At 64.3% G+C, this 25,042-nt stretch carries 25 protein-coding genes; 13 read left to right on the top strand and 12 right to left on the bottom strand.

What is annotated here, in order from left to right:
• Positions 1–385: 385 nt before the first annotated feature.
• Both NKJ57_RS02910 and soxR read left to right on the top strand, forming a co-directional pair.
• Complete coding sequence (locus NKJ57_RS02910) at positions 386–844, top strand: tRNA (cytidine(34)-2'-O)-methyltransferase (protein WP_352510476.1); 459 nt, start codon at positions 386–388, stop codon at positions 842–844.
• 146 nt (positions 845–990) lie between these two features.
• Entirely contained in the window at positions 991–1,437 is a 447-nt protein-coding gene (gene soxR, locus NKJ57_RS02905; RefSeq protein WP_023691595.1) for a redox-sensitive transcriptional activator SoxR, read from the top strand.
• On the opposite strand, the gene NKJ57_RS02900 is transcribed toward soxR, so the two are convergent.
• Positions 1,434–1,691, bottom strand: coding sequence for a hypothetical protein (locus NKJ57_RS02900; RefSeq protein ID WP_023683688.1), 258 nt, complete (start codon positions 1,689–1,691; stop codon positions 1,434–1,436). The genes soxR and NKJ57_RS02900 overlap by 4 nt on opposite strands.
• 275 nt (positions 1,692–1,966) lie before the next feature.
• Between NKJ57_RS02900 and hemF the strand changes: the two genes are divergently transcribed.
• From hemF to NKJ57_RS02885, 3 genes are all read left to right on the top strand, one after another.
• Positions 1,967–2,881, top strand: a complete 915-nt coding sequence (hemF, locus tag NKJ57_RS02895; protein WP_023695814.1) for an oxygen-dependent coproporphyrinogen oxidase — start codon at positions 1,967–1,969, stop codon at positions 2,879–2,881.
• Between the two features lie 238 nt (positions 2,882–3,119).
• Entirely contained in the window at positions 3,120–3,380 is a 261-nt protein-coding gene (locus tag NKJ57_RS02890; protein WP_023686144.1) for a DUF1344 domain-containing protein, read from the top strand.
• A 230-nt stretch (positions 3,381–3,610) separates the two neighbouring features.
• Positions 3,611–3,796: a DUF1059 domain-containing protein gene (locus NKJ57_RS02885; RefSeq protein WP_023670013.1), complete on the top strand. Its 186-nt coding sequence runs from the start codon at positions 3,611–3,613 to the stop codon at positions 3,794–3,796.
• A 6-nt stretch (positions 3,797–3,802) separates the two neighbouring features.
• On the opposite strand, the gene NKJ57_RS02880 is transcribed toward NKJ57_RS02885, so the two are convergent.
• Genes NKJ57_RS02880 through NKJ57_RS02870 form a run of 3 tightly spaced genes read right to left on the bottom strand, consistent with a single transcriptional unit; the run spans position 3,803 to position 6,332 of the window.
• Positions 3,803–5,074 (bottom strand): CCA tRNA nucleotidyltransferase, encoded by a 1,272-nt coding sequence (locus tag NKJ57_RS02880; RefSeq protein ID WP_352510475.1) that lies wholly within the window; start codon positions 5,072–5,074, stop codon positions 3,803–3,805.
• The gene (locus tag NKJ57_RS02875) at positions 5,071–5,703 is read right to left on the bottom strand and encodes a CoA pyrophosphatase (protein WP_023683684.1); all 633 of its coding nucleotides are present in this window, start codon (positions 5,701–5,703) and stop codon (positions 5,071–5,073) included. Before NKJ57_RS02875 ends, NKJ57_RS02880 begins: the two co-directional genes overlap by 4 nt.
• A complete protein-coding gene (locus NKJ57_RS02870) occupies positions 5,703–6,332 on the bottom strand; it encodes a DUF1285 domain-containing protein (protein WP_023670010.1) in 630 nt (209 codons plus the stop codon). Before NKJ57_RS02870 ends, NKJ57_RS02875 begins: the two co-directional genes overlap by 1 nt.
• Positions 6,333–6,476: 144 nt before the next feature.
• Here NKJ57_RS02870 and NKJ57_RS02865 point away from each other — a divergent pair, with 144 nt between their 5' ends.
• The 4 genes from NKJ57_RS02865 to NKJ57_RS02850 all read left to right on the top strand — a co-directional run bounded on the left by NKJ57_RS02865 (position 6,477) and on the right by NKJ57_RS02850 (position 13,507).
• Positions 6,477–7,481: an AAA family ATPase gene (locus NKJ57_RS02865; protein WP_352510474.1), complete on the top strand. Its 1,005-nt coding sequence runs from the start codon at positions 6,477–6,479 to the stop codon at positions 7,479–7,481.
• Positions 7,481–8,395 carry a DUF58 domain-containing protein gene (locus NKJ57_RS02860; protein ID WP_023683683.1) on the top strand — a complete coding sequence of 305 codons (915 nt, stop codon included), beginning with the start codon at positions 7,481–7,483 and terminating at the stop codon, positions 8,393–8,395. Before NKJ57_RS02865 ends, NKJ57_RS02860 begins: the two co-directional genes overlap by 1 nt.
• Positions 8,392–11,217: a DUF4159 domain-containing protein gene (locus tag NKJ57_RS02855; protein ID WP_023686149.1), complete on the top strand. Its 2,826-nt coding sequence runs from the start codon at positions 8,392–8,394 to the stop codon at positions 11,215–11,217. The genes NKJ57_RS02860 and NKJ57_RS02855 overlap by 4 nt, the downstream gene beginning before the upstream one ends.
• A 205-nt stretch (positions 11,218–11,422) precedes the next feature.
• Positions 11,423–13,507 (top strand): hypothetical protein, encoded by a 2,085-nt coding sequence (locus NKJ57_RS02850; protein ID WP_352510473.1) that lies wholly within the window; start codon positions 11,423–11,425, stop codon positions 13,505–13,507.
• A 145-nt stretch (positions 13,508–13,652) separates the two neighbouring features.
• Here the strand turns inward: NKJ57_RS02850 and clpS are convergent, their stop codons facing one another.
• The 4 genes from clpS to NKJ57_RS02830 form a co-directional block, all read right to left on the bottom strand.
• On the bottom strand, positions 13,653–13,958 hold the full coding sequence (clpS, locus tag NKJ57_RS02845) for an ATP-dependent Clp protease adapter ClpS (protein ID WP_023683679.1): 306 nt from the start codon (positions 13,956–13,958) through the stop codon (positions 13,653–13,655).
• A 133-nt stretch (positions 13,959–14,091) separates the two neighbouring features.
• Positions 14,092–14,439 (bottom strand): hypothetical protein, encoded by a 348-nt coding sequence (locus NKJ57_RS02840; RefSeq protein ID WP_023705924.1) that lies wholly within the window; start codon positions 14,437–14,439, stop codon positions 14,092–14,094.
• A gap of 154 nt (positions 14,440–14,593) precedes the next feature.
• Positions 14,594–14,824 carry a hypothetical protein gene (locus NKJ57_RS02835; protein ID WP_023670004.1) on the bottom strand — a complete coding sequence of 77 codons (231 nt, stop codon included), beginning with the start codon at positions 14,822–14,824 and terminating at the stop codon, positions 14,594–14,596.
• Positions 14,825–14,863: 39 nt separating this feature from the next.
• Positions 14,864–15,166 (bottom strand): hypothetical protein, encoded by a 303-nt coding sequence (locus tag NKJ57_RS02830; RefSeq protein ID WP_023705925.1) that lies wholly within the window; start codon positions 15,164–15,166, stop codon positions 14,864–14,866.
• Between the two features lie 258 nt (positions 15,167–15,424).
• Between NKJ57_RS02830 and NKJ57_RS02825 the strand changes: the two genes are divergently transcribed.
• The 3 genes from NKJ57_RS02825 to NKJ57_RS02815 all read left to right on the top strand — a co-directional run bounded on the left by NKJ57_RS02825 (position 15,425) and on the right by NKJ57_RS02815 (position 18,045).
• Positions 15,425–16,141, top strand: coding sequence for a response regulator (locus tag NKJ57_RS02825; protein ID WP_023670002.1), 717 nt, complete (start codon positions 15,425–15,427; stop codon positions 16,139–16,141).
• Positions 16,138–17,547, top strand: coding sequence for an ATP-binding protein (locus NKJ57_RS02820; RefSeq protein ID WP_352510472.1), 1,410 nt, complete (start codon positions 16,138–16,140; stop codon positions 17,545–17,547). The genes NKJ57_RS02825 and NKJ57_RS02820 overlap by 4 nt, the downstream gene beginning before the upstream one ends.
• Positions 17,548–17,640: 93 nt before the next feature.
• Complete coding sequence (locus NKJ57_RS02815) at positions 17,641–18,045, top strand: YciI family protein (RefSeq protein ID WP_352510471.1); 405 nt, start codon at positions 17,641–17,643, stop codon at positions 18,043–18,045.
• Positions 18,046–18,072: 27 nt separating this feature from the next.
• Here the strand turns inward: NKJ57_RS02815 and NKJ57_RS02810 are convergent, their stop codons facing one another.
• Together NKJ57_RS02810 and NKJ57_RS02805 are read right to left on the bottom strand one after the other, a co-directional pair.
• Positions 18,073–19,548 carry a pyridoxal phosphate-dependent decarboxylase family protein gene (locus NKJ57_RS02810; RefSeq protein ID WP_352510470.1) on the bottom strand — a complete coding sequence of 492 codons (1,476 nt, stop codon included), beginning with the start codon at positions 19,546–19,548 and terminating at the stop codon, positions 18,073–18,075.
• 19 nt (positions 19,549–19,567) lie between these two features.
• On the bottom strand, positions 19,568–20,653 hold the full coding sequence (locus tag NKJ57_RS02805) for a PLP-dependent cysteine synthase family protein (protein ID WP_352510469.1): 1,086 nt from the start codon (positions 20,651–20,653) through the stop codon (positions 19,568–19,570).
• Between the two features lie 200 nt (positions 20,654–20,853).
• Here NKJ57_RS02805 and NKJ57_RS02800 point away from each other — a divergent pair, with 200 nt between their 5' ends.
• Positions 20,854–22,884 (top strand): transcriptional regulator, encoded by a 2,031-nt coding sequence (locus tag NKJ57_RS02800; RefSeq protein WP_352510468.1) that lies wholly within the window; start codon positions 20,854–20,856, stop codon positions 22,882–22,884.
• Between the two features lie 97 nt (positions 22,885–22,981).
• Here NKJ57_RS02800 and choV read toward each other — a convergent pair whose 3' ends face one another.
• Together choV and choW are read right to left on the bottom strand one after the other, a co-directional pair.
• Positions 22,982–24,163 carry a choline ABC transporter ATP-binding protein gene (gene choV, locus NKJ57_RS02795; RefSeq protein WP_352510467.1) on the bottom strand — a complete coding sequence of 394 codons (1,182 nt, stop codon included), beginning with the start codon at positions 24,161–24,163 and terminating at the stop codon, positions 22,982–22,984.
• Positions 24,160–25,014 (bottom strand): choline ABC transporter permease subunit, encoded by an 855-nt coding sequence (gene choW, locus NKJ57_RS02790; RefSeq protein ID WP_352510465.1) that lies wholly within the window; start codon positions 25,012–25,014, stop codon positions 24,160–24,162. Before choW ends, choV begins: the two co-directional genes overlap by 4 nt.
• Between the last annotated feature and the right edge of the window lie 28 nt (positions 25,015–25,042).

Here is a 25,042-nt window from a genome sequence, read left to right as displayed (position 1 = left end):
TCGGCCGGAGGCACGGATTGCATCCGTCGGGACACGACGATAGGCCTCGGTCGCGACATGCTCAGCTGGGGCGCTTGGCCCCTTTAACGGTTTGAAAAACATCGCAGGATTCCTTCGAGAGCCGAAAATTGGGTTCGGCGGGAATCGGTGCGATCAGATCTAAGAAATCAGGTAAATCGTCGTACCGAAACCGCCGGCGGGCAGGTAAGCCCACGGGAGGGGCGCTGGATGTGCATGGTCATCATGAAATACCCCTCCATCGGTTCGGGTTGACAATGCGTGCGGTATAATCGACTTCGCAGAAAATGGCCACCCGCAGGTCCAGCAATTTCCAAAACCAGCCACCCGCTGTGGCCGATCTGCCACTTATTAGAAAGACGCGGAAATGAACCACCGTCTCCGCATCGCCCTCTACCAGCCTGACATCGCCGGCAACACCGGAACAATCCTGCGCTTCGCCGCCTGCCTCGGCCTTGGCGTCGACATCATCGAACCAGCCGGCTTTCCGCTCTCCGACAAAGCGCTCACGCGCGCCGGGATGGACTACCTCGAAATGGCTGCCCTGACCCGGCATGTCGACTGGAACGCCTTCGAGGATTGGCGCAAGGGCCAAGCCTGCCGGCTGGTGCTGCTCACCACCAAAGCCGCGACCCCCTATACGGGCTTCAGCTTCGCCCAAGGCGACATCCTGCTGTTCGGCCGCGAATCCGCCGGCGTGCCGGATCCTGTCCATCAGGCGGCGGATGCGCGGCTGACGATCCCGATGCAGCCGGGCACGCGCAGCATCAACGTCGCGCTGTCCGTCGCCATGGTCGCCGGTGAAGCCATCCGGCAACTCGGCTAGAACCTTCAACGCGTTGTCGTCATCGCCAACGGCCCTTGCGTCTTGCATCATTCTCACCCAGGCGCACATCGCCTTCTCCTCAATTGCCCTATCGACATTTCCTGGCTACAAGCTCAACTTAAGTTGAGGTCAAGCGGAAAATCGAGATGGCTCCGGTAAAGGAATTGACGGTCGGCCAGTTGGCCATGCGCAGCGGCGTGGCGGTGTCGGCGCTGCATTTCTACGAGGCGCGCGGGCTGATCCGCAGCCACCGCACGTCGGGCAACCAGCGGCGCTATGGCCGCGACGTGCTGCGGCGGGTGGCGATCATCCGGATCGCCCAGGAGGTCGGCATCTCGCTGGCCGAGATCGGCGCCGCACTTGAATCGCTGCCAGAAGGCCGTACCCCGACGCGCGAGGACTGGAACCTGTTGTCGACCGGCTGGCGCGACGACCTCGATCGCAAGATCACTCAGCTAAAGAAGCTGCGCGACGGCCTTACCGACTGCATCGGCTGCGGCTGCATGTCGATCGACAAATGCCCGCTGCGAAACAGGGAAGATCGCTTGAGTGCGCAAGGGCCGGGCGCAAGGCGACTGCTTGTGGAATCCTAATCCGCCGCGGGCAGCCGCCGTATGGTGAATTCGATTACGTCGCCCGGCCGCTCGAACCAGCTTTCGATCTCGGTCCAGTAGGCCTGCTTGGGAAAACGCTCGAACCATTCCTTGGCCTTGAGCCGCGCATCCGGGCGCGGCAGGACGAAGGTCTCGCGCAAAAACCCGTCACGCGGCATGCGCTCGCGCTCGGCGCGTGAACGATCGAGCCTTTTCTTCAGGCCATGCAGCGGCGGTCTTGCCGGCGTGCGCATGAAAGAACTCCTGGGCCGAACCAGATGACACTTGACCCTTGCCCCTAAGAGATTAGGGATCGCGCCCGGAAAAGGCTAGTGGTCCGATTCCAACATTCGCCTCCCTAATCCCCAGGCGCCGTTGCGAATGTTGGAATCACAAGGACCGCTAGCAAGTTTATGTTTCTGGTGGAGTTTTCGAATTTGACATTTGCATCGTGCCCTGCGCCACGCTGTGTGCAAATGTCAAATTCACTCCACTAGGTCCTTTGTCGGCCGCGACCGGAGACAGCATTTTGGAACGACCAGAAATACCGGCAGGCCTGCCACCCGACATCGAACAGAAGAAAATGAAGGCCAGGCTCTGGTTCGAGACGCTGCGCGAGCGCATTTGCACAACCTTCGAGCAGATCGAACAGGAACTGCAGGGACCACTGGCCGAATGGTCGCCCGGCAGCTTCGAGAAGACGCCGTGGGAACGCGACAATGGAAAGGGCGGCGGCGGCGCCATGGCGATGATGCGCGGCCGCGTCTTCGAGAAGGTCGGCGTCCATACTTCGACCGTCTATGGCGAATTCTCGCCCGAATTCAGGAAGCAGATGCCCGGCGCCGAGGAAGACCCGAGCTTCTGGGCATCAGGCATTTCGTTGATCGCGCATCCCTGGAACCCCAACGTGCCGGCCGTGCACATGAACACCCGCATGGTCGTGACGTCGCGCCACTGGTTTGGCGGCGGCGCCGATCTGACGCCGGTGCTCGACCGCAACCGCACGGAAGATCACCCCGACACGGTCGCCTTCCATCGAGCCATGCAGTTCGCCTGCGAGAAGAACGCTGCGATCGCCGACCACCCCAAATTCAAGGCCTGGTGCGACGAGTATTTCTATCTGCCGCACCGCCACGAGCCGCGCGGCGTCGGCGGCATCTTTTTCGACTGGCTGCATTCGGGGGAGGAGAAAGGCGGCTGGAATGCCGATTTGAACTTCGTCCAGGATGTCGGGCGTTCTTTCCTTGTCGTCTACGGACACCTGGTTCGCGCCCATTTCAACGAGAACTGGACCGACGACGACCGCGACGAGCAGCTCATTCGCCGCGGCCGTTACGTCGAATTCAACCTTCTTCACGATCGCGGCACCATCTTCGGCCTGAAGACCGGCGGCAATGTCGCTTCGATCCTGTCCAGCCTGCCGCCGGAGGTCAGGTGGCCGTAAAAAATCGGTGAGCGAAACGTGAGCCGCATTGACGTCCCATTCGCCGAATCTGGGCAGCCAATGTGGCATCGCCATTATCTTTTTCGTCTAATAGGCGATTGAAATAAAACGACTATTTGTCGTTTCGGGCCGGGAAGCGCCGGCGGTTCAGTCCCGAACCGCGACACGACGCTACCGGACGGCCCTGAACAAGGCGGAGCATTTTCCAAACGGATGCCCGCATTTCCAGGAGTATTACATGCGAAAGCTCATTGTTTCGGCAGCCGCCGCTGCCCTTCTCGCTTCCGGCTCGATTGCCTTTGCCGCGGTCAAGCACACCACGGGCACGGTCAAGACCTATGATGGCACGGCCATGAGCCTCGTTCTGGACGATGGATCGACCTTTACGCTGCCCAAGACCTTCAAGGATCCTGGCCTGAAGGCAGGCGAAAAGGTCCGCGTTTCCTGGGACATGAGCGGCAAGAACAAGGTTGCCGAGTCCGTCAAGATCGAGAAGTGATCGGGACAAGACCGAACGTTCTCGCCTTGGCTTAGCCTGGCAAGAGGGGGCGGAGCAGCGCTGCTCCGCCTTTTTCGCCCCCACGGCAACCAAACTCGTGGAACCGTGTTATGCTAACTCCCCCGTGCGCGCCCCCGAAACCGACTGCTGTGACAGGGCGGAACAGAGATGGCGGAGCTTCGTGTGCCCATGAGAGGCACAGGCTCCAAGGAGGAAAAGGAGAAAATCCCATGAAGGAATTCCATTGCGGCTCGCTGGTTCCCGGCTGTGAGTGGCACACCCGTGCCGGTGAGGAAGCCGAGGTCATGCGCCGCGCCGTCGACCATATGCGCGAGACACATGGCGAAACGGTCATTCGCGAGACGATGATCGAGGCGATCCGCTCGCGCATCGAGAAAGTTCGCGACGCGGCCTGAGCAGTCCTATCTGGCCTTCAAGGCTTCCGCGGCGCGCTCCAGCAGCGCGTCGCGATCAAGCGCAAAGCCGGACCCGATCCATTCCTTTTCCAGGTTTTTCAGGATCGCACCGAGTATTGGCCCCGGCGACGCGCCAAGCGCCGTCAGATCGCCGCCCTTGACTGGGAACACCGGTTTTTCCCATTTCAGGGCAAAAGCGAGCAGGCGCGAAAACCCGCCGGCCTGAACCAGCGCGTCATTGTCCTCGAGAGCCCGCGCTCGCGCCGACGCCAGCGACAGCCGCAGGCGATCGAGAAAACCCTGGCGCTCCCCGGAATAGAGTTTCTTGGCCAGTTCCGCTTCGCTTGTCTTGGGCTCGACGGCAGCCGTCAGCGCCCAGTGGCGCAGGCGCTCCGCCTCAGTGGTCGAAAGTTTCAGCCGCTTGGCCAGTGTCTTCATCCTCTCCGCATCGGGCGGCACGATCGCCTCCAGCCTGAGCAGCGGGTCCGGCGCCCAGCCCAGATCCTTTTCTGTCTTGGTCAGCCCATGAATGGCATCGATGCCCCATTTCTCGCTTTCCGGCAGGGCGCTGGTGAGCACGCCGGCCTGGCGCATCCACAGCAAGGCGCGCGACGGATCTGGGGCCGATAACAACTTCTTCAGCTCGGACCAGATGCGTTCGGCCGAGAGATGGGCGAGACCGTCCTTGAGCCGGGCGCAGGCCTTCAATCCCTCGGCATCGGGCCGACCCTCGCCATACCAGGCGAAAAAGCGGAAGAAACGCAGGATGCGCAGATAGTCTTCGCGGATCCGCTGCTCGGCATCGCCAATGAAGCGCAGCCTTCGTGCCTCGATATCGCCGACGCCGCCGACCAGGTCCACGACCGTCCCGTCAGCCTCCGCATAGAGCGCGTTGATGGTGAAATCGCGCCGTTCGGCGTCGGCCTTCCAGTCGCGGCCGAACGACACTTTGGCGCGGCGGCCATCGGTCTCGATGTCGGCGCGCAGCGTGGTGACCTCATAGGGCGCGCCGCCGGCAATCACCGTGATCGTGCCGTGCTCGATGCCGGTCGGCACCGCCTTGAAGCCCGCCGCCTCGGCGCGGCGAACGGTTTCCTCGGGCAGGCAAGTGGTAGCAACGTCGATATCGGCGACCAGCTGCCCAATCAGCGCATTGCGCACCGCGCCGCCCGCGATGCGGGCTTCCTCGCCGCCCTGCGCCAGCACGGCAAGCAGCCGCTGCAGATGCTTTTCACCCAGCCAGTCGGCTCTGCCCGCCAGCGATATCGGATCACTCAAGCATAGAGCCTTTCATAGAGCGTGCGGATGATGCCGGCGGTGACGCCCCAGATGCGCTGGCCGCCATAGGGCATATCGTAGAAGAACCATTCCAGGTCGTTCCACATGCGGCTGTCCCTGGTGTGGTTGGCCGGATCCATCAGGAACGAAAGCGGCACTTCGAAGGCGGCGTCGACCTCGTCGGAATTGAGCGACAGCGTAAAACCGGGCTCGACGATCGCCAGCACCGGCGCGATGCGATAGCCGCTGCCGGCGACATAATCGGGCATGCGGCCGATGATCTCGATGCGGTCATGGCCGAGGCCGATCTCCTCGAAGGTCTCGCGCAAGGCCGCTGCTTCCGGGGTCGCATCGGTGGGATCAATGGTGCCGCCAGGAAAAGCCACCTGCCCGGAATGGCTGCGCAGTTTTTCCGCCCGCTTGGTCAAAAGCACGGTCGCATCGCGTCCATGATCGACGACCGGGATCAGCACCGCGGCGTCGCGCAGCGCTTTGAGCTGCGTCAACCGTGGATGGCCGGGGTTGAAGCGATGATCGCCATAATCGTCGCCGGCATGGGCTTCAGCTTGCGCGGCGACCCGCGCGCGAAAATCCGCTGTGGAAAACGGCGGCGGCCTCACCTGATCCATCATGCGCTCAGCCGCTTCAGTTTTTCCGCCGGCATGATCGGATAGATTTCGCCTTTCGAGCGCACGGCAAACATCGTCTTGCCGCCGATATCGATCTCCTCGCCATGCTCGACCAGTTCGTACATCACCGGCCGCGCCACCAGCGCTTCCAGTCTCCCGCGCACCAGCACATAGGGCTTCAGGCCGCCGGTCTCGTTCTCGTCGACGAAGCGCAGCGGATGGCCAGGTCCGGCCTCGACGACATCGCCGACATTGGTGCGGAAAGTGATGGTCTGCTCGGCGCCGGCGCCGGAAACATCCATTTCAACCGCGATGAAAGGCGCGTCCACGACGCGGATGCCGACCCGTTCGACCGGCGTCACCAGATAGGTCCTGCCATCCTCGTCCTTGCGCAGCACGCTGGAAAACAGCTGCACCAGCGGCATGCGGCCGATCGGCGTGCCGAGATAGAACCACGTTCCGTCTTGTTTGATCTCCATGTCGAGATCGCCGCAAAAGTCGGGATTCCAGCGCTCCACCGGCGCCGCGCCCTTGCCGGCGCGAGCCGCACGCGAGATCAACGCTTCGAGACCGCGCGCCTCGGTTGCGGCAGCAAGGCTGTGTTCGCGATGTTCGGAGCGTTCCGTCATGGTCACGAAATAGTCACTGTTGTTCCGCTTGTCAGCCTAAGTCTGTGATTTAAATTCATTCGTAGGCGCCAGGCGAAGCCGAATCGCGGCATTCTAAGGCTCTACAGTGCAAGCCGGTACTTCCAGCACAAGGATCGATGCGGCATGAGCGTAATGGTCAAGGAAAGCCCAATCAGCGAAAAGGACATGATCGCCCAGGCCGAGACGGCGCTGGCCGATATTTCCAGGGTGCGCGACGGCGTCGGCCGCGTCATTTTCGGCCAGGAAGTGGTGGTCGAGCGCACGCTGGTGGCGCTGCTTGCCGGCGGCCATGCGCTGCTGGTCGGCGTGCCCGGCCTTGCCAAGACCAAGCTGGTCGAAACGCTCGGTGTCGTGCTCGGCCTCGATTCGCGCCGCATCCAGTTCACACCCGACCTGATGCCGTCGGACATTCTCGGCTCAGAGGTGATGGAACAGGACGAGGCCGGCAAGCGCTCCTTCCGCTTCATCTCCGGCCCGATCTTCGCGCAATTGCTGATGGCCGACGAGATCAACCGCGCCTCGCCGCGCACCCAGTCGGCGCTGCTGCAGGCGATGCAGGAATATCACGTCACCATCGCCGGCATTCGCCACGACCTGCCCGCGCCCTTCCATGTACTGGCGACGCAAAACCCGCTGGAGCAGGAAGGCACCTATCCCCTGCCCGAAGCGCAGCTCGACCGCTTCCTGATGCAGGTCGACATCCTTTATCCCGAAATCGAGGCCGAGCGGCGCATCCTGCTCGAAACCACCGGCATCGAGGACGCCAAGGCGCAAAACGTGCTGCAGCCGCCGCGGCTGAGGGAAATTCAGACGCTGATCCGCCGTATGCCGGTGCCCGAAAGCGTCGTCGACGCCATCCTCAAACTGGTGCGTTCGGCGCGTCCCGGCCAGGGCAATGCCGAGACCGACAAGCATGTCGCCTGGGGTCCCGGCCCGCGCGCCAGCCAGGCGCTGACGCTGTGCGCCCGTGCGCGCGCGCTTTATGACGGGCGGCTTGCGCCGTCGGTGGACGACATCCGCGCGGTGGCCGAACCGGTGCTGCAGCACCGCATGGCGCTGACCTTTGCCGCCCGCGCCGAGGGCACGACTGTGCGCGACGTGGTGGCGAAACTGGCCAAAGGAATCTGATGGCACGTATCGGCGAAGTCCAGGCACCGGCAGCGACGCGCGACGCGCTCGCCAGGGGCCGGTTGCGGGCTTCGCTGGTGCCGGACCTGCTGGTCGAGGCACGCCGTATCGTCAATACGGTAATTGCCGGCTGGCATGGCCGCCGCAAGCGCGGCATCGGCGAGAATTTCTGGCAGTTCCGCCCCTATGTCGAAGGCGATTCCTCGCGCATCGACTGGCGCCGTTCGGCCCGGGACGACCACACCTATGTGCGCGACCGCGAATGGGAAGCAGCCCACACGGTGTGGCTTTGGGCCGACCCATCGCCCTCCATGCTCTACAAATCGACTGGCGCCAGCGTTTCCAAGGAATCGCGCGCGCTGGTGCTGGCACTGGCCATGGCCGAATTGCTATCTCGCAGCGGCGAGCGCATCGCATGGCCCGGCCTGACAGATCCGTTCACCGCCCGCAACGGCGCCGAGCGCATCGCAGCGCAATTGATGCACGCCGCGGACCTGCCAGCAAAGCCTGACCTGTCCGCCATCCGCCGCTTCTGCGACATCGTCGTCGTGAGCGATTTCCTCGACCCGGTCGAGGAGACCATGGAATGGCTCGATGTGCTGGCGCGGCATGGCGTGCGTGCGCATCTGATCGAGGTTGCCGATCCGGCGGAGGAGACCTTTCCTTATGCCGGCCGCACCGAATTCACCGATCCCGAGACCGGCGACAAGTTGACCGCCGGCCGCGCCGAAATGCTCGGCGACGAATACCGCCTGCTCTACACCGCCCGCCGCCAGGAGATGGCCAGCTGGTGCAAGCGCCTCGGCTGGAGCTACACCGTCAACCACACCGATCGCCTCGCTTCCGAGGCGCTGGTGCGCATCCACATGGCGATGACCGCCGATGGCGCATTCGTGGGAAGGGCCGGCGCATGAGCTGGCTGCCGCTCTCCTTTGGCGCTCCCATGGTGTTGTGGGGCCTGCTCGCGCTGCCGGTGATCTGGTGGCTGCTCAGGCTCACACCGCCCAAGCCGCAGTCCGAAATGTTTCCGCCGCTGAAGATCCTCGCTCGCGTGCTGAAGCGCGAGGAAACGCCGCAGCAGAGCCCGTGGTGGCTGACGCTGCTGCGGCTGTTGATGGCAGCCCTTGTCGTCGCGGCATTAGCCGAACCCGTTTTCAATCCGCGCGAAAAATTGCCGGCCGAGGGCGCCGCCCTGGCGCTCGTCATCGACAATGACTGGGCGAGTGCCGCCGACTGGGGCAAGCGCGTCGCCACCGCCCAGCGGCTGATCGCCGATGCCGGTTCGAACGGCGTACCGGTCGTCATCGCCTTCACCGCCGAAAAGCCGAACGCCGAGATCGGCCCCTTCGATGCCGCGGCTGCCCTCGACCGGCTGCGCGCCGCCAAGCCGAGGCCGATCCCAACCGACCGACCCGCCGTCTATGCCCGCGTCGCCGGCGTGCTGGAAACCTTGCCCGGCGCCAGCGTTGCCGTTCTCGCCGACGGCCTTGCGGCAAAGGGCGACGAGGCCGCCTTCAACACACTGCTGTCGAAAAATGCCGCCCGTGTCGTCTGGGCCAATTCCGACCGGCTGGCGCTGACTGGGCTCACTGGCGCCGAAAATCAGGTCGACGGCTTCGCCCTGACCGCCATCCGCGCGCCCGGCGACCCGGCGCCGGCACAAGTCACCGCCGGCGCCTTCGACGACAAGGGCCGCCGCATCGCCGACGCGACGCTGACCTTCGCGCCGGGTGAGACTACCGCCAGCGGCACGATGGCGGTGCCGTTCGAACTGCGCAACGACTTCGCCTCGATCGCGCTCGACGGCGAACGCCAGGCAGGTGCGGTGCGCGTGCTCGACGAAAGCTCCAAGCGCCGCCGCGTCGGACTTTTATCGCAGGCCGAGGCCGACCAGGCGCAGCCGCTTCTGTCGCCGCTCTATTACATCAGGCGCGCGCTGCAGCCTTTCGCCGATCTGGTCGAACCGTCGAGCGTCGATCTCGCCGACGCCATCCCGCAGCTTCTCGACCAGAAGCCGGCGATGATCGTCATGGCCGATATCGGTACCATTCCGCCGCAGGTCCATCAGCGGCTGGTCGACTGGGTCGACAATGGCGGCACGCTGGTGCGCTTTGCCGGTTCGCGGCTGGCCGCCGCCGGCAATGACGATGATCTGTTGCCGGTCAGGCTGCGCACCGGCGAGCGCTCGCTTGGCGGCGCGCTGTCATGGACGACGCCGCAGGCGGTGACCGAATTCCCGAAGAACGGCCCGTTCGCCGACCTCGCACCGCCGGCCGAGGTCACGGTGAGCCGGCAGGTGCTGGCCGAACCGACGCCGGACATCGTCGAACGCACCTGGGCAACCCTTGCCGATGGCACCCCGCTGGTGACCGGGTTGAAGAAGGGCAAGGGCACGCTGGTTCTGTTCCACATCACCCCGGAAGCGACATGGTCGACGCTGCCGATCTCCGGCAGCTTCGTCGAGATGCTGCGGCGCATCGTGCAGCTGTCGCGCAACCAGGGTGCGGCGGTTGCCAACGCCGAAGCCGCTGCTACGTCGCTGGCACCTTATCGCATGATAGCCGCCGACGGCACTTTGGTGCCGCCGACGCCGGACGCGCGACCGCTGGTCCCCGGCGCCGGCACGCTGCCGGTGACGTTCGAGAACCCGCCCGGCCTCTACGGCTCGGAAACCGGCGTTTTCGCCCACAATCTGCTCGAACCGGCCACCGCCTTCGCGCCGCTGGTGCGCCCGCAATTCACAGTGCCGGTGACCAATATCCAGTACGCTTTCGATGAATCGCGCGACCTCAAGGGATCGCTGGTCACAGCGGCACTTGCGCTTATGCTGCTCGACACGCTGGCGGTGTTCTGGATGGGCGGGCTGATGTCGCGCCGACCGCGCCGCGGCCGATCGGCCGCAGCAACGACGGCTGCGCTGCTGCTTGGCCTCGGCATGCTGTTTGGCCATGCCGACCTCGCCCACGCCGACGACGCCAAGCCCGGCGATGCCGCGGCAATCGAGGATATTGCCAAGACCCGCATCGCCTATGTGCTGACCGGTGTGCCCGGTGACGATTCGATCAGCCGCGCCGGGCTCGAAGGCCTGACCCGCTTCCTGATCGAGAAGACCGCGCTCGAGCCGGGCGCGCCGGCGGGCGTCGATATCTCGAAGGACGAGCTTTCCTTCTATCCGCTGATCTACTGGCCGATCGATCCTTCCGCGCCGATGCCGAGCCAAGCCGCGATCGCCCGCATCGACGCCTATATGCAGCAGGGCGGCACGGTGCTGTTCGACACGCGCGACCAGTTCGCCAACGGCATCGGTGCGGATTCGGCGAGCCCGGCGACGGAACGGTTGCGCGACATTCTCGGCAATCTCAACGTGCCGCCGCTGGAGCCGGTGCCCGCCGACCATGTGCTGACCAAATCCTTCTTCATCCTGCCCGAATTTCCCGGCCGCTTCTCCGGCAGCCCGCTCTGGGTGGAAGCCTCGCTCGAGGCCAGCAATGCCGAGAATCGGCCGGTACGCGTCGGCGACGGCGTCTCGCCGATCCTGATCACCGCCAATGATTTTGCCGGCGCCTGGGCCGTCGACGGGAATGGTGACCCGCTTTTGCCGACCGTGCCATCGGATCCGATGCAGCGCATCTATGCGCTGCGCGCCGGCGTCAACATCATGATGTACATGCTGACCGGCAACTACAAATCCGACCAGGTGCACGTGCCCATCCTGCTCGAACGGTTGGGGCAATAGGATGGCTGTATTGGCTAATTTCGTCTCGATCCTGTCTGGCGCCGGCGGCGCAGCCTCACCCTCCCCCTTTTGGGCAGGGTCGGCTCGCTGTCGCAGCGAAGCGAAGACAGTGGGCCGGGGTGGGGGTGCAGCCAGCGCTCTGTCGCCTACCCCCACCCCGCTCCGCTACGCGGATCGACCCTCCCCACAAGAGGGAGGGTAAACGATGAACTGGTCGATTTCGTTCGAACCGCTGCTGTCCTGGCCCTTGCTGGCTTTGGTGCTCGCACCGCTGCTGGTGCTGGCCGCTGTCGGCTTGTGGTTTCGCCAGCGCGGCGCGATCTTCCGCTTCGCGGCGCTGATTGCGCTGGGCGCAGCACTCCTCAATCCGGTCTTCCTCGATGAGGAGCGCGAGGCGCTGAAGAGCGTCGTTGCCGTCATCGTCGACCGCAGCCAGAGCCAGGATATCGGCGACCGGACCAAACAGACCGACGAAGCGCTTGCCGGTTTGCAGCAGCGCCTTGGCCGCTTCAAGCAGTTCGACGTCCGCGTCGTCGAGGCCGGCAAGTCGGAAGCCGCCGACGAGCGCACCGAGACCAAGCTTTTTGCAGCGCTTGAAGGCGCCTTCCGCGACGTGCCGCCCTCGCGCATCGGTGGCGCCATCATGATCACCGATGGCGAGGTGCATGACGCACCGGCCGCCCCCGACTTCAATGCGCCGCTGCACGCGCTGATCACCGGCAACGAGCACGAGAAGGACCGCCGCATCCGCTTCGAGAACGCGCCGCGCTTCGGCCTCGTCGGCAAGCCGCTCGACATGACCTACCGCGTCATCGCCACCGACGGCGAAACCGGCCCGGTCGATGTCCGCGTCTCGGTAAATGGCGAGCAGGTCGCGGTCGAAGAGGCGACCATCGGCCAGGCGATGCCGCTGCAGGTGACCATCCCCGGCGCCGGCCGCAACATCGTCGAACTCTCCATCGACCGCGAGCCGGGTGAACTGACCGACGCCAACAACCGCGCCATCGCGCTGATCGACGGCATCCGCGAGAACTTGCGCGTGCTTTTGGTTTCCGGCGAACCGCATGCCGGCGAGCGCACGTGGCGCAATCTGCTGAAATCCGACGCCTCGGTCGATCTCGTCCATTTCACTATTTTGCGGCCGCCGGAAAAGCAGGACGGCACGCCGATCAACGAACTGTCGCTGATCGCCTTCCCGACCCGCGAGTTGTTCGTCGAGAAGATCAAGGATTTCGATCTCATCATCTTCGACCGCTACCAGCACCGCGACGTGCTGCCGATCCTCTATTACGACTACATCTCCGAATATGTCGAAAAGGGCGGCGCGCTGCTGATCGCCGCCGGGCCGGAATATGCCGGCGACGCCTCGATCGCCCGCACCCCGCTAATGTCGTCGCTGCCGGCAATGCCGACCGGCGAAGTCATCGACAAGGCCTTCTATCCGCGCCTCACCGATCTCGGCCAACGCCATCCGGTGACGCGCGGCCTCGACGGCTCGGCGACCGAGCCGCCGCGCTGGAGCCGCTGGTTCCGCACCATCGGCGTACAGAACCCCGAAGGCGAAGTGGTGATGAAGGGCGCCGACAACCGCCCGCTGCTTCTGCTCGATCATAAGGGCGAAGGCCGCGTCGGCATGCTTCTGTCCGATCAGGGCTGGCTATGGGCGCGCGGCTTCGAGGGTGGCGGCCCGCATGTCCAGCTTTACCGCCGCATCGCCCACTGGCTGATGAAGGAACCTGAACTCGAGGAAGAGCGGCTGACTGCCGACGGCCGCGGCATGATGCTGGAAATCCGCCGCCAGACGATGAGCGACGATCCCGGCCCGGCGCAGGTGATCACCCCTTCGGGCAAGGCGCTGATCGTGAAGCTGGAGAAGTCCGAACCCGGCGTTTTCCTGGGCAGCATCGAGACCAAGGAGATCGGCCTCTACCAGATCGGCAATGGTGACCTGACCGCACTCGCCCATGTCGGCCCGGTCAACGCGCCGGAATTCTCCGACGTCGTCTCTACCGAGGACCGGTTGAAGGCTCCGACTGAGGCCACCGGCGGCAGCGTGCGCCGGCTGGCGGCCTCCTCCACCCTTGGCCAGCTCACCGGCAGTGTCGCCCTGCCCTCCATCGTCCCGGTCCGCGCCTCCGGTGCGGCCTCGGGCGCAGACTGGATCGGCCTGCGCAGCACCGACGACAGCGTGCTCAAAGCCGTCTCGCGCGTACCCTTGTTCGGCGGCTTCCTCGGCCTTTGCCTGCTGCTGCTGGCCATGGGCGCGATGTGGTACAGAGAGGGACGGTAGCACCGCTTATCCTTCTCCCGGTTCACGGGGAGAAGGTGCCCGAAGGGCGGATGAGGGGCAGCGCGAGCCTGAGGCTGTTGGCAATCTCCTCGGCCCGCGCAAGCGAACTGTCATCGACCTCGGCGCTGCCCCTCATTGTCTCAACCTACTCCTCCGGCTCCGTCGTAAACAGCAGCGGGTACCCCTTGGCCTTGGCCGCGTCGATGGCCCGTGTCGCCTTGGTCTCGGCCACATCCCTGGTGAAGACGGCAACGACGCAAACGCCGAGCCGGTGCGCGGTGATCATCACCCGGTTCGCCTGGTCTTCGCTGAGCTTGAACTCGCCCTTCAGCACCGTCACCACGAATTCGCGCGGCGTAAAATCGTCATTGATGAGGATGACCTTGTAGAGCTTCGGCCGCTCGGTCTGCGGCTTGGTCTTGGTGCGGGGTTTGGAACTGATTTCAGGCATCGGGAACCGGTATCGCGCGAGGGGTCGCTCTCACTTTGTCATGGGGGAAAGCCGTCGTCCATTTTGATCGGCGCGCCAAACCGGCTTCCCGGAAGTGCTGCCGTTCACAAATTTAGGAGCTGTGCGCTGCGGTTCAACGGCCCTGGCGGTCGGCGACGCGACGAGCCTGGAATTGCCGTGCGCTGGATGCCGCATCGGGCCTTGATCCGGCCGCCTTGTATTCGACCCAGGCGACCGCGAGCCAGCCGAAGAAGCAGGCCAGCGCCGCGCCGGTGATCACGGTCAGCAGCAGGCTTTGCCATGGTGTGATGTATTGCCAGCTGCTGGAGATTGCCGGTGCAAACAGCGACGGCTCCGTGCGCCCGCTCACCGGATCGGGCACCGGGCTGGCGGTGAACTGGATCAGCACCCTGACCATTGCCGAGGCCACAAGGCCGCCGATGGCCATCGAGCGCAGAATGGATGAAAGCCGCTTCTTCATGCGGGCTATCCTACCGGACCGGCATTGCAAACGGGTTAAAGTCCTGGGTGGCCGGCACCCATCAACGGGTAATCATGCTCTCACACGACAAGGCCGCTCCAGCCGGGGGGTGCTGGAGCGGCCTTGTTACAGACAAACCTGTTGGCTGTCTGGATCAGGCCTTCGGGGCGTCCGTCTTGACGACCTTCTTCGCCTTCTTGTGCTTCTTGACGGGCTTCTTGGCGACGACCTTCTTCACCGGGGGCTTGGCGGTCGTGGTCGCCGGAGCGGTGGTCGTGGAAGCAGCCGGAGCAGCGGTCGTGGTGGCAGCGGCATTGCCCAGAGCCGGCATTGCGAAAGCGAGAGCGACGGCGAGACCGGTGGCGGAGAGGATGGACTTTTTCATGGCTTCATTTCCTTCTTTGTGCGGGTCGAGTTTCGAGTGTCACTGAACCGGGTCGATCGGTGTCACTCCAAGCAGCTTCAAAGCGTTCGCGAGCATCCGGATACCCTGTGCCTGTTTCTTGTTGGCGCAGAACCGGTTTCCCTTTCTTTGCAGTGCTTTCGCCGCGGTGACCTGCGTTGCCGCGGCATGGGTTTCGAGGGCTTCGTCTACCTGGCGATTGAGATCGATGCAGCGCTCGCTCCTTGTGATCGGCGTCACCTTTGCGGTTGTGGCTCCGATCGCGGCTGTGACGAGCGGAATGCTGAGCAGCGCACCCATCAAGCTGATCGTGAACCTGTGCATCGGTAATGTCCGTTACTCCGGAGACTTAGCGTCGCAGCCGATGTCCTGACCGCCACGGCACCCTTTATGCCCTTGATTCTTTTCGGGAGTTTTTCCGGACTATAGAATTTTGTTTCTGGACTGTTTCTGGCAAATCGGCTTTGCGGGCGATCATCGCCGCTCGCCAACATGTGGCCAGAATTCTATCGTGTGGGTGACGCCACAGAAGCAGACTCAGAAGGCAGCCGCCGACGGGCCGCCAGCAATGACAGGATCGCCGTGAAATCCGATGCGCACATACTGATCGTCGACGACGACAAGGGCATTCGCGACCTGCTTCAGGAATTCTTCCAGAAGCGCGGCCTGCGCACCACGGTTGCCGCCGACGGCGTCGAGATGGAAGACATACTGCGCCGCACGCAGGTAGACCTGATCGTGCTTGATGTGATGCTGCCAGGAAAGAGCGGGCTGGAGCTCTGCCGCGACCTGCGCGCCAGCTACTCGACGCCGATCATCATGCTGACGGCGGTGACCGAGACCACCGACCGCGTCGTCGGCCTGGAAATGGGCGCCGACGACTATGTGCCCAAACCCTTCGATCCGCGCGAGCTGCTGGCCCGTATCCGCGCCGTTTTGAGGCGCAATGGTGCTGCCGAGCCGAAGCGGGCCACCACCAAGCAGATCTATCATTTTGCCGGCTGGACGATGGACTGCTCGCGCCGCCGGCTGATGGCGCCGGGCGACGTCAGGGTCGAACTGACGATGGCGGAGTTCAACCTGTTGCAGACCTTCGTCAAAAGCGCGCAGCGCGTCCTCACCCGTGACCAGCTCATCGAGCTTTCCGGCGGTGACAGCGACTATTCCTTCGACCGCAGCATCGACATCCTGGTCAGCCGTCTCAGGCGCAAGATGGAAGACGACCCCAAGACGCCGAAACTGATCCTGACTGTGCGCAGCGGCGGCTACCAGTTCCTGCCCGAGACCACCTCCGAATGAGACGTTTCCTGCCGCAAACCCTGCCGGTCTGGGTTTTGCTCATCGTCATTGCCGGCCTGCTGATCAGCCAGGTCGCCACGCTCTACATCGTCTCGCGCGATCGTGCCGTCGCCAATGACGAGGTCGATCTCTACCGGCTTAACGACCGCGCCTATTCGCTGGTGCAGCTGATGCATGACGACACGCCGGAGCAGCGCAAGCTGACGGCCTCCGGTCTGTTCAACGCCACCTATGCGCTCACTGTTTCGGACACGCCCGCGGTCACCTCGTCGATCGCCGGCGACGACGAACTGGCCGAACTCGAGGACATCCTGGTCGGGCGGCTGTCGAAATTCGGCATCACCGACGCCCGCGTCCGGCGCGATCCGGCAACCCAGGCAGCCAACGCGCCTGGCGGTGTGGCCGTGACCAAGGATGTCGGCGCGGTGGAGCGCGACCTGTTATCGCTGGCGGCCAGCTTCGCCCAGAGCGACAAGCTGACGGCATCTGTCCGCTTCGCCGACGGCCAATGGCTGAATTTCACCGAGCCCAACACGCCGGTCGGACCGATATTGAGCTTCGACAGCCTGCCGCTCTATTCGCTGATCGCGGCCCTGGTGGTGATCATGTCGATCTGGTCGCTGCGCCGGCTGACGGCGCCCTATCGGATGATGGAGACGGCGGTCAACCGGATCGGCACGGATCTGAAGAGCCCGCCGATCGCCGAGACCGGCAGCCGCGAAATCCGCGCCGCGGCCAAAGCCGTCAACGCCATGCAGGTCCGGCTGCGCGACTATGTCGAGGACCGCGAACATCTGGCCGCCGCGCTCGCCCACGATCTGCGCACGCCGCTGACCCGCATGCGGCTGCGCCTCGAACTGTTGCGCAGATCGACCGCGCGCGAGGCGCTGGCCCACGACCTCGCCGACATCGAGAGCATCGCCAGCTCCGTCATCGACTTCGCCACCTTCGAAGTCACCGAGGAGAAGAGCGAGCGGATCGATTTCTGGTCGCTGGTGGAATCGATCGCCGACAGTTTCGAGGACGTCACGTTCGACCATGACGGCGCCAGGCCGCGTGGCATGATCTGCATCGCGCGACCGGTGGCGCTGAAGCGCTGCGTCAACAATCTGGTCCAGAATGCCGTGACCTACGGCAAGAAAGCCCATGTCAGCCTGCGGCAGTCGGACGGCACGGTGACGCTGGTCATCCGCGACGAGGGGCCGGGCATACCGCAGGCGCAGCTCGACCAGGTGTTCGGTTCCTTCGTGCGGCTGGAGCAATCGCGCAACCGCCAGACCGGCGGTCTCGGCCTCGGCCTGACCATTGCCCGCAACATTGCGCGTGCCGCCGGCGGCGATGTCAACCTGTCCAACCATCCCCGCGGCGGCCTGCTGACGGAGCTCAGCCTGCCGCTGGCGGCATGAGGCAGCAGACTAGCGTCTCGATGGGCACCGGGGGTGGATCAGCCAACCCAACCTTGCAATAGTGCAGCCGCTCGAGCAGGAGGAGATCGCCGCATGTTTTACGCCATCCTGGCCTATCACGTCGAACAGACCATCCAGTCCCTGACGCCGCAGCAGGATGCGGCGCTGATGCACGACCTGCTCGAAGTCAACGCCAGGCTGACCCGCGAAGGCAAGCTTGGGCCGGCGGCAAGACTGGGCGCGACCGCCGAGGCCGTCACGCTGCGCGGTCCGGGAGACGGCATCGTCATCGACGGGCCGTTTGCCGAGACCAAGGAACAATTGCTGGGTCTTTATGTCCTCGACTGCGCCACGCAGGAGGCGGCGATTGCGGCTGCGCGCGACTTGCGCCGCGTGAACCCCTCGGCGGTGTACGAGATCCGGCCGATCACATTTTACCTTCCCGGCCTGGCGTTCCCCGTGACGAAGGGCGATTTCCAGGAGGCCGCCAGCGGCTGAGAGCCGCTTGCCCTACCCCATGGCCGGTCAGGCAGAAGCGATCTCGTTGCCCAGGCGGACCGTTTCGGCGACGAGAAGGTCGAGATCCTCGCGCCGGGTCCGGTGGTTGTTGATCGCCACCCTCAGGCAATGCTGGCCTTGCACCGTGGTATCGGAAATGGCGGCGATGCCTTCTTCCTGCAGCCTCAGCATGATCTCGGTGTTGAGCGCCTTCGAGCGCTCGCCATCGAGCCCTTCCGCGCGATAGCGGAAGCAGACGATGTTGATGCTGGTCGGCGCCGTCAGTTCGAGCGCTGGTTCGGCCGCGATCAGTCCTGAGAGATACTGCCCCTGCGCAATGTTCTGGTCGATCAGGCGGCCGAATTTTTCGACGCCGTGTTCTCGCAACGCCATCCACACTTTGAGTGCCTTGAAGCCACGTGTCGTCTGCAGGCCATAGTCGTGCAGCCATTGGCCGGAGGCCAACCCGCGCGGTGTCGATTCCAGATATTCCGGCGTCACCGCGAAGGTCTTGCGATGCGCCGAGGCATCCCGCACCAGCGCGCAGCCTGCCTCGAAAGGCGCATGCAGCCATTTGTGCGGATCGAGCGCGACGGAATCGGCCCATTCGATGCCGGCGACGCGATGGGCATTCTCAGGCGCGATCGCGATCAGCGCGCCGATGCAGCCGTCGACATGGAACCAGAGGTCCTCCTCATGCGCCAGCTTGGCCAGCGCCTGCAGATCGTCGATGGCGCCGGTGTTGACAGTGCCGGCGTTGCCGATGATGCAGGCCGGCTTGAACCCGGCCGCGCGATCTTCCGATATCGCAGTCCTCAAACCTTCAATGTCGATGCGAAGTCCGGCGTCGCTGGCAATGCGGCGCAGCGCCTTGTTGCCGAGGCCGAGCGCTTCCATCCCCTTGCGGTGACAGGAATGGACCTGGTCCGAGCCATAGAAACGCAAGGGCTTTTCGATTGCTCCAACGCCGTGCTCGCGCACGTCGATGCCGGCCTTGGTGTTGCGCGCCACGGTCAGCCCGATGATGTTGGCCATCGAACCCCCGCTAACCAGCGTGCCGCTGGCCGAAGCCGGCATGCCGGTCATCTGCTTGCACCAGTCAACCACCTGGCCATCCATCAGGGCGGCGGCATGATTGCCGCCGCCGAGATTGGAGCCCTGGATTGCCGCCAGGAAATCGCCGAGCGCGCCGGTGAAGTTGCTCGACCCCATATACCAGGACCAGAAGCGCGGATGGATGTTGCCCATCGGATAGAGCATCACCTTGTCCACGACATCGCCATAGATGTCGGCAAGCGGGGTCGGCGATTGCGGCAGCGAGGCGGTGAAGAAATGCCTCACATCTCCAGGCATCTCCTGCCACACCGGCCGTTGCCTGACATCGCGCAGGTAAGCGACGGCATCGTCAACGATCCGATGCGACAGGCTTTGCACATCGGCCCAGTCCGAGGGGTCAAGCGTTTCCTCGGTACTGGTAGCCGAGTGTCCAGGCATCGCGTCCATGCAGATTGCTCCCGCGTCATTATGCCGGGAACTGGCAGCCGGGCGTGGAGCGCGACAGAGCGAGCTCTTCCGCATTCATCTCGGCCTCGATGCCGTCGAACAAAGGCGTGGTCATGTAGCGTTCACCGGTATCGGGAAGCATGCACAGGACCACCGATCCGGCCGGCGCCGTGCCGGCGATCTGGCGTGCAACGGCAAAGGCCGAACCGCCGGAGATGCCGGTGAAGATGCCTTCCTGCTGCGCCAGCGCCTTGGCCCATTTCATGCCCTCCGGCCCGGCGATCGGCATCACCTCGTCATAGAAGTTGCCATCGATGGCCTCCTGCAGGACGCTGGGAATGAAATCCGGCGTCCAACCCTGGATCGGGTGCGGTTCGAAAGCCGGATGGCTGGCGGCCGGCGCTCCGCCGGCGCCACGCATCTGCGGCTTGCCGCTGCCGACAAGCTGCGCATTAACCGGTTCGGTGAGCACGATCCGAGTCTCAGGCCGCTCGCGGCGCAGCACCCGCGCCACGCCGGCGACGGTGCCGCCGGTGCCGTAGCCGGTGACGAAATAGTCGAGCCGCGAGCCGGCGAAATCGTTGACGATCTCGCGTGCCGTGGTAGCTTCATGAATGTCGGCGTTGGCCTTGGTCTCGAACTGGCGGGCCAGGAACCAGCCATTCGCTTCGGCCAGTTCCACCGCCTTCTTGTACATGCCGAAGCCTTTCTCGGCGCGCGGCGTCAGCACCACCTTGGCGCCCAGCATCCGCATCAGCTTGCGGCGCTCGACCGAGAAACTGTCGGCCATCGTCACCACCAGCTTGTAGCCCTTCTGCGCACAGACCATGGCAAGACCGATGCCGGTGTTGCCGCTGGTCGCCTCGACAATGGTCTGTCCAGGCTTGAGCGCGCCGGTGCGTTCACCTTCCTCGATGATGTTGAGCGCCAGCCGGTCCTTCACCGACGCAGCCGGATTGAAGAACTCGGCCTTGACGTAGATGGTGGCGTGCGCCGGTCCGAGATTATTGACGCGGATGACCGGCGTGTCGCCGATGGTGTCGAGAATGCTGTCGAACAGGCGGCCGCGGCCGGCCGTGGTTCTGATTTTCTGCTGATGCAACATGGGTAAACTCCTGGTTTTGGTCACGGGCCGGTTACACACCGGCGGTTTGGGCGACGAGGTTTCGACACCTTGCCGCACTACGTCCTTGACGTGCGGCAGTGTGGTAAACACCACATTCGGCGCACAAATTTTGCGAGCCGGGTGCACTTTGTCGTGCTCGGTGGTAAAGCAGGGGCCGGCAGGTCAGCGTGGGAGCAGGCGTGGTATCTGGCGTGGAATCGAGCCTGGCGAGCAGCCATCAAGGTGTTGTCGTGCGCCTGTTTGGGCCGCCGACGATTGCGCGCGACGGCGTCCCGGTGGTCTTGCCGGCATCGCGCAAGCTGCGCGCGCTGCTGGCCTATCTGGCGCTGGCGCCCCATCCGGTCGGACGTGGCAAGCTCTGCGAGTTGCTGTGGGATGTTCCAAATGATCCCAGGGGTGAGCTTCGCTGGTGCCTGAGCAAGCTGCGGGCCGCGCTCGACGAACCGGGCCGCCGCAGGATCGAAACATCGGGCGATACGATCGCGCTCGACCTCGACGGCATCTCAGTCGACGTTCTGGATGTCGCGGCGGCGGCTGCCGCAGGCATCGAAACGCTCGAGCCGACGCGACTGCAGTTGCTCTCCGACCTGTTCGTCGGCGACTTCCTCGAAGGGCTGGAGATCGACCGCAGCCCTCTCTTCAACAGCTGGCTGACCGCGCAGCGCCGCCGTTTCGGCTCCTGCCACGCGGCTACACTGGAACATCTGGTCAAGACGCTGCCGGCCGATTCCGAAGACGTCTCCGCCCATCTCGAAAAATGGCTGGAATTGACCCCGTTCGACAGCAGCGCCCATGTCGCACTCCTGGTGAGGCTGGCGCGGCGCGGCCAGTTCCGTGCCTGCGAGGACCATCTTGCCGCAGCAGCATCGCTCTTCCAATCGGAAGAGCTGGATTTCGGCCCCGTGCGCCAGGCGTGGCTTGCCATTCGCGCGGAACGTCACTGCGCCACTTTGCCGGCACAGCCTGCGGTTGCGCCGGTGGCGGGCCACAGTCCGATCGCGCTTGCCGCCACCGAAGCCGCGACGCCGCACAAGGCTGCGCTGGCCGTGATGCCATTTGCCGAAGACGCCGGCAGCGGCGTTCGTGGCGGGCTGGCCGATGGCTTGACCCACGACATCATCACCCGCCTCGCCAAGCTCAGGGACTTCTTTGTCATCGCCCGGGGCTCGGTCTTTGCGCTGGCAGAAAGGAACATCGCGCCGGAAGATGCCGGCCGAAGGCTGAATGTCGACTATGTCGCCACCGGCACGGTGCGCAGCTTGACCGGCCGCCTGATCGTCACCGTCGAGCTCGTCGAGGTCCGCACAGCCAGGATCGTCTGGGCCGAGACCTTCGAGCGCAAGCCCGACGATCTTTTCGCCGTGCTTGACGATATCGGCAACAGCATCGTGGCCTCGGTCTCATCCGAGATCGAGACCGTCGAGCGCAACCGCGCCATGCTGAAAGCGCCCAATTCACTTAACGCCTGGGAGGCCTACCATCGCGGCCTCTGGCACATGTATCGCTTCACCCGCAGCGAGAACGACCTCGCACGGCATTTCTTCGACATTGCTGTCAGGCAGGATCCGACCTTCACCCGCGCCTATGCCGGCCTCTCCTTCACCCACTGGCAGAGCGCCTTCCAGCGCTGGGGCGACCGCGACCAGGACAGCGTGCTTGCCTTTGAGGCGGCCGGCCAGAGCCTTTTGGTCGACGATCATAATCCCGCCGCGCACTGGGCGATGGGCCGGGCGCTGTGGCTACGCGGCGAGGGTGACGCGTCCGTGCTCGAACTGCAAAAAGCCGTCGACCTCAGCCCGAACTTCGCGCTTGGCCACTATGCGCTGTCCTTCGTGCATTCGCAGTCGGGCGACCCGCAAGCGGCGATCGGGTCGTCGGATCATTCGCGCCATCTGTCGCCGTTCGACCCGATGCTGTTCGGCATGCTGGGCGCACGCGCCATGGCGCATGTCCGCCTCGGCCAGTTCGACGAGGCAGCCGAATGGGCGCTGAAAGCGGCTGCCCGCCCCAACGCCCATGTCATCATCCTGTCGATCGCCGCTCACTGCCTGGCGTTGGCTGGGCGGCTGGACGAGGCGAAAAACTTCGCCGCCGCCATCCGCAAGACGCTTCCGGACTACCGTGCGGACGACTTCATCCACACCTTCCGCTTCGACCGGGATGCCACAGCCCTGTTCAAGCTCGGCGCCACGCGCATCGGTCTGGCTTAGAGCATGATCCCAAAAAGTGGGTACCGGTTTTTGGAAAAGATCATGCTCCAACAAAGGGTTAGATCATGATGAGATTTCAACCAAATCTCATCATGATCTAGCGCCGCAACACCGCGCTCAGCACGTCGCGTATGCCGATCGCCCCGACAAAGCGCGACTGGTCGTCGAACAGCGCCACGGGTGCCGTCTGCGAGCGGTGCATGGCCAGCATCACCGTCTTCAGCGAGGTCCCGGGATTGGCCCAGAACACTTGCGCCGTCTCCTCCGGCTGCGCCTCGACATCGGCGCATGAAACCCATACCGCCGGTTTGCCGTCGCGTTCCGCCGCCGCCACCAGCCCGTGCTCGTCGATCTTAAAGCGCGTCGTCTTGCGCCGGTCGAGCCACACCCAGCCATTATCGCCGTGCTCGAGGTCGCGGCTGTCGCGCATGACGTTCCAGGCGGTCAGCACCGACAACGGATTCACATTGGCGATGAAGTCGCGGACATAGTCATTGGCGGGCTTGAGCACGATGTCTTCCGGCGCCCCGGTCTGCACGATGCGCCCGCCTTCCATGATGGTGATATGGGTGCCGATCTTCAGCGCCTCTTCCAGATCATGGCTGACGAAGATGATGGTCTTCTTCAGCTCCGCCTGCAGCTGCAGCAATTCGTCCTGCAGCTTGGTGCGGATCAGCGGATCGAGCGCCGAGAACGGCTCGTCCATCAGCAGGATCGGCGCCTCGGTGGCGAAGGCACGGGCCAGGCCGACGCGCTGCTGCATGCCGCCGGACAGTTCATGCGCGTATTTCTTCGACCACTGGTCGAGATTGACCAGTTTCAGCTGGCGTTGCACGCGCTCCTTGCGCTCTTGCTCCGGCACGCCGGCGAGTTCGAGGCCGAGGCCGACATTCTCCTCCACCGTACGCCAAGGCAGCAGGCCGAACTGCTGGAACACCATCGCCACCTGCTGCTGGCGCAGCCGCCGCAGCGTCGCCTGATCGCAGGTCACGACATCGACGATATTGTCGCCGTCCTTGACCAGCACCTGGCCGCGCGACACCACGTTGAGCCGGTTGACCGCCCGCAGCAGCGTCGACTTGCCCGAGCCGGACAGGCCCATCAGCACCGAGATTTCGCCCTCATGGACGGTCAGGCTGGCGCCGGCGCAACCCAGCACATTGCCGGTCTTTTCGAGGATTTCGGCGCGCGTGGCGCCGCCGTCGATCAGCGCCAGCGAACCGGCCTGGTCGGACCCGAAGACGATATCGACATTCTTGAAGTCAACGGCGACGGTCATTTCTTGCCTCCAACGCCGATACGCGTCATCCGGTCGAGCACGATGGCGAGTACGACAATCGCCAGGCCCGCCTCGAGCCCGAGATCGATGCGGCGCGAGCCGAGCGCGCGGTTGATTTCAGTGCCGAGGCCGCCGGCGCCGATCAGTGCTGCAAACACCACCATCGACAGCGACAGCATGATCGATTGCGTCAGCCCGGCCATGATGGTCGGCAGCGCTGAGGGCAATTCGACCTTCCACAGCAGCTGCTGCTTGGTGGCGCCAAACGCCTCGCCGGCCTCGATGATCGACTTCGGCACCGAGACGACGCCGAGATGGGTGAGCCGGACCGCGGTCGGGATGACGAAGATGATGGTGACGATGAGGCCGGGCGCGTTGCCGAGACCGAACAGGGTCAGGACCGGGATCAGGTAGACGAAGGTCGGCAGCGTCTGCATCAGATCGAGCACCGGCAGCATGATGCGGTAGACCTTCGGCTTGTGCGCGGCCCAGATGCCGAGCGGCACGCCGATGGCCATCGCCATGGCGGCGGCGGCCACGACCAGCACCAGCGTCTGCACCGTCTGCTTCCAGAGGTTCTGGTTGATGATGAAGATCAGGCCGAGAAAGACGCCTATGGCCAGCGGGCGCGAGCGCTGCAGCAGCCAGGCGACGATGGCGATGATCAGCGCCAGCAGCACCGGCGGCACCACCAACAGGATGCCAACCAGCCCGTCGAGCAGGAAATTGAGGCCATTCGAGAAGGCCCTGAACACAGTGTCGAAATTGTCGGTGAGGAAACCGAAGAACGCCTTTCCCCAGGCGCCGATCGGTATCTTGTGATCGACCATGAATTTCGAAATCGGATCCATATCGCCCCTCTCATGCGAGAGACCGCCT

The sequence above is a fragment of the Mesorhizobium sp. M0077 genome, assembly GCF_040322955.1.
Taxonomy (GTDB): domain Bacteria; phylum Pseudomonadota; class Alphaproteobacteria; order Rhizobiales; family Rhizobiaceae; genus Mesorhizobium.
The sequence above is the reverse complement of the archived record's forward strand: the minus strand, read 5'-3'. Positions and strand labels throughout refer to the sequence as shown.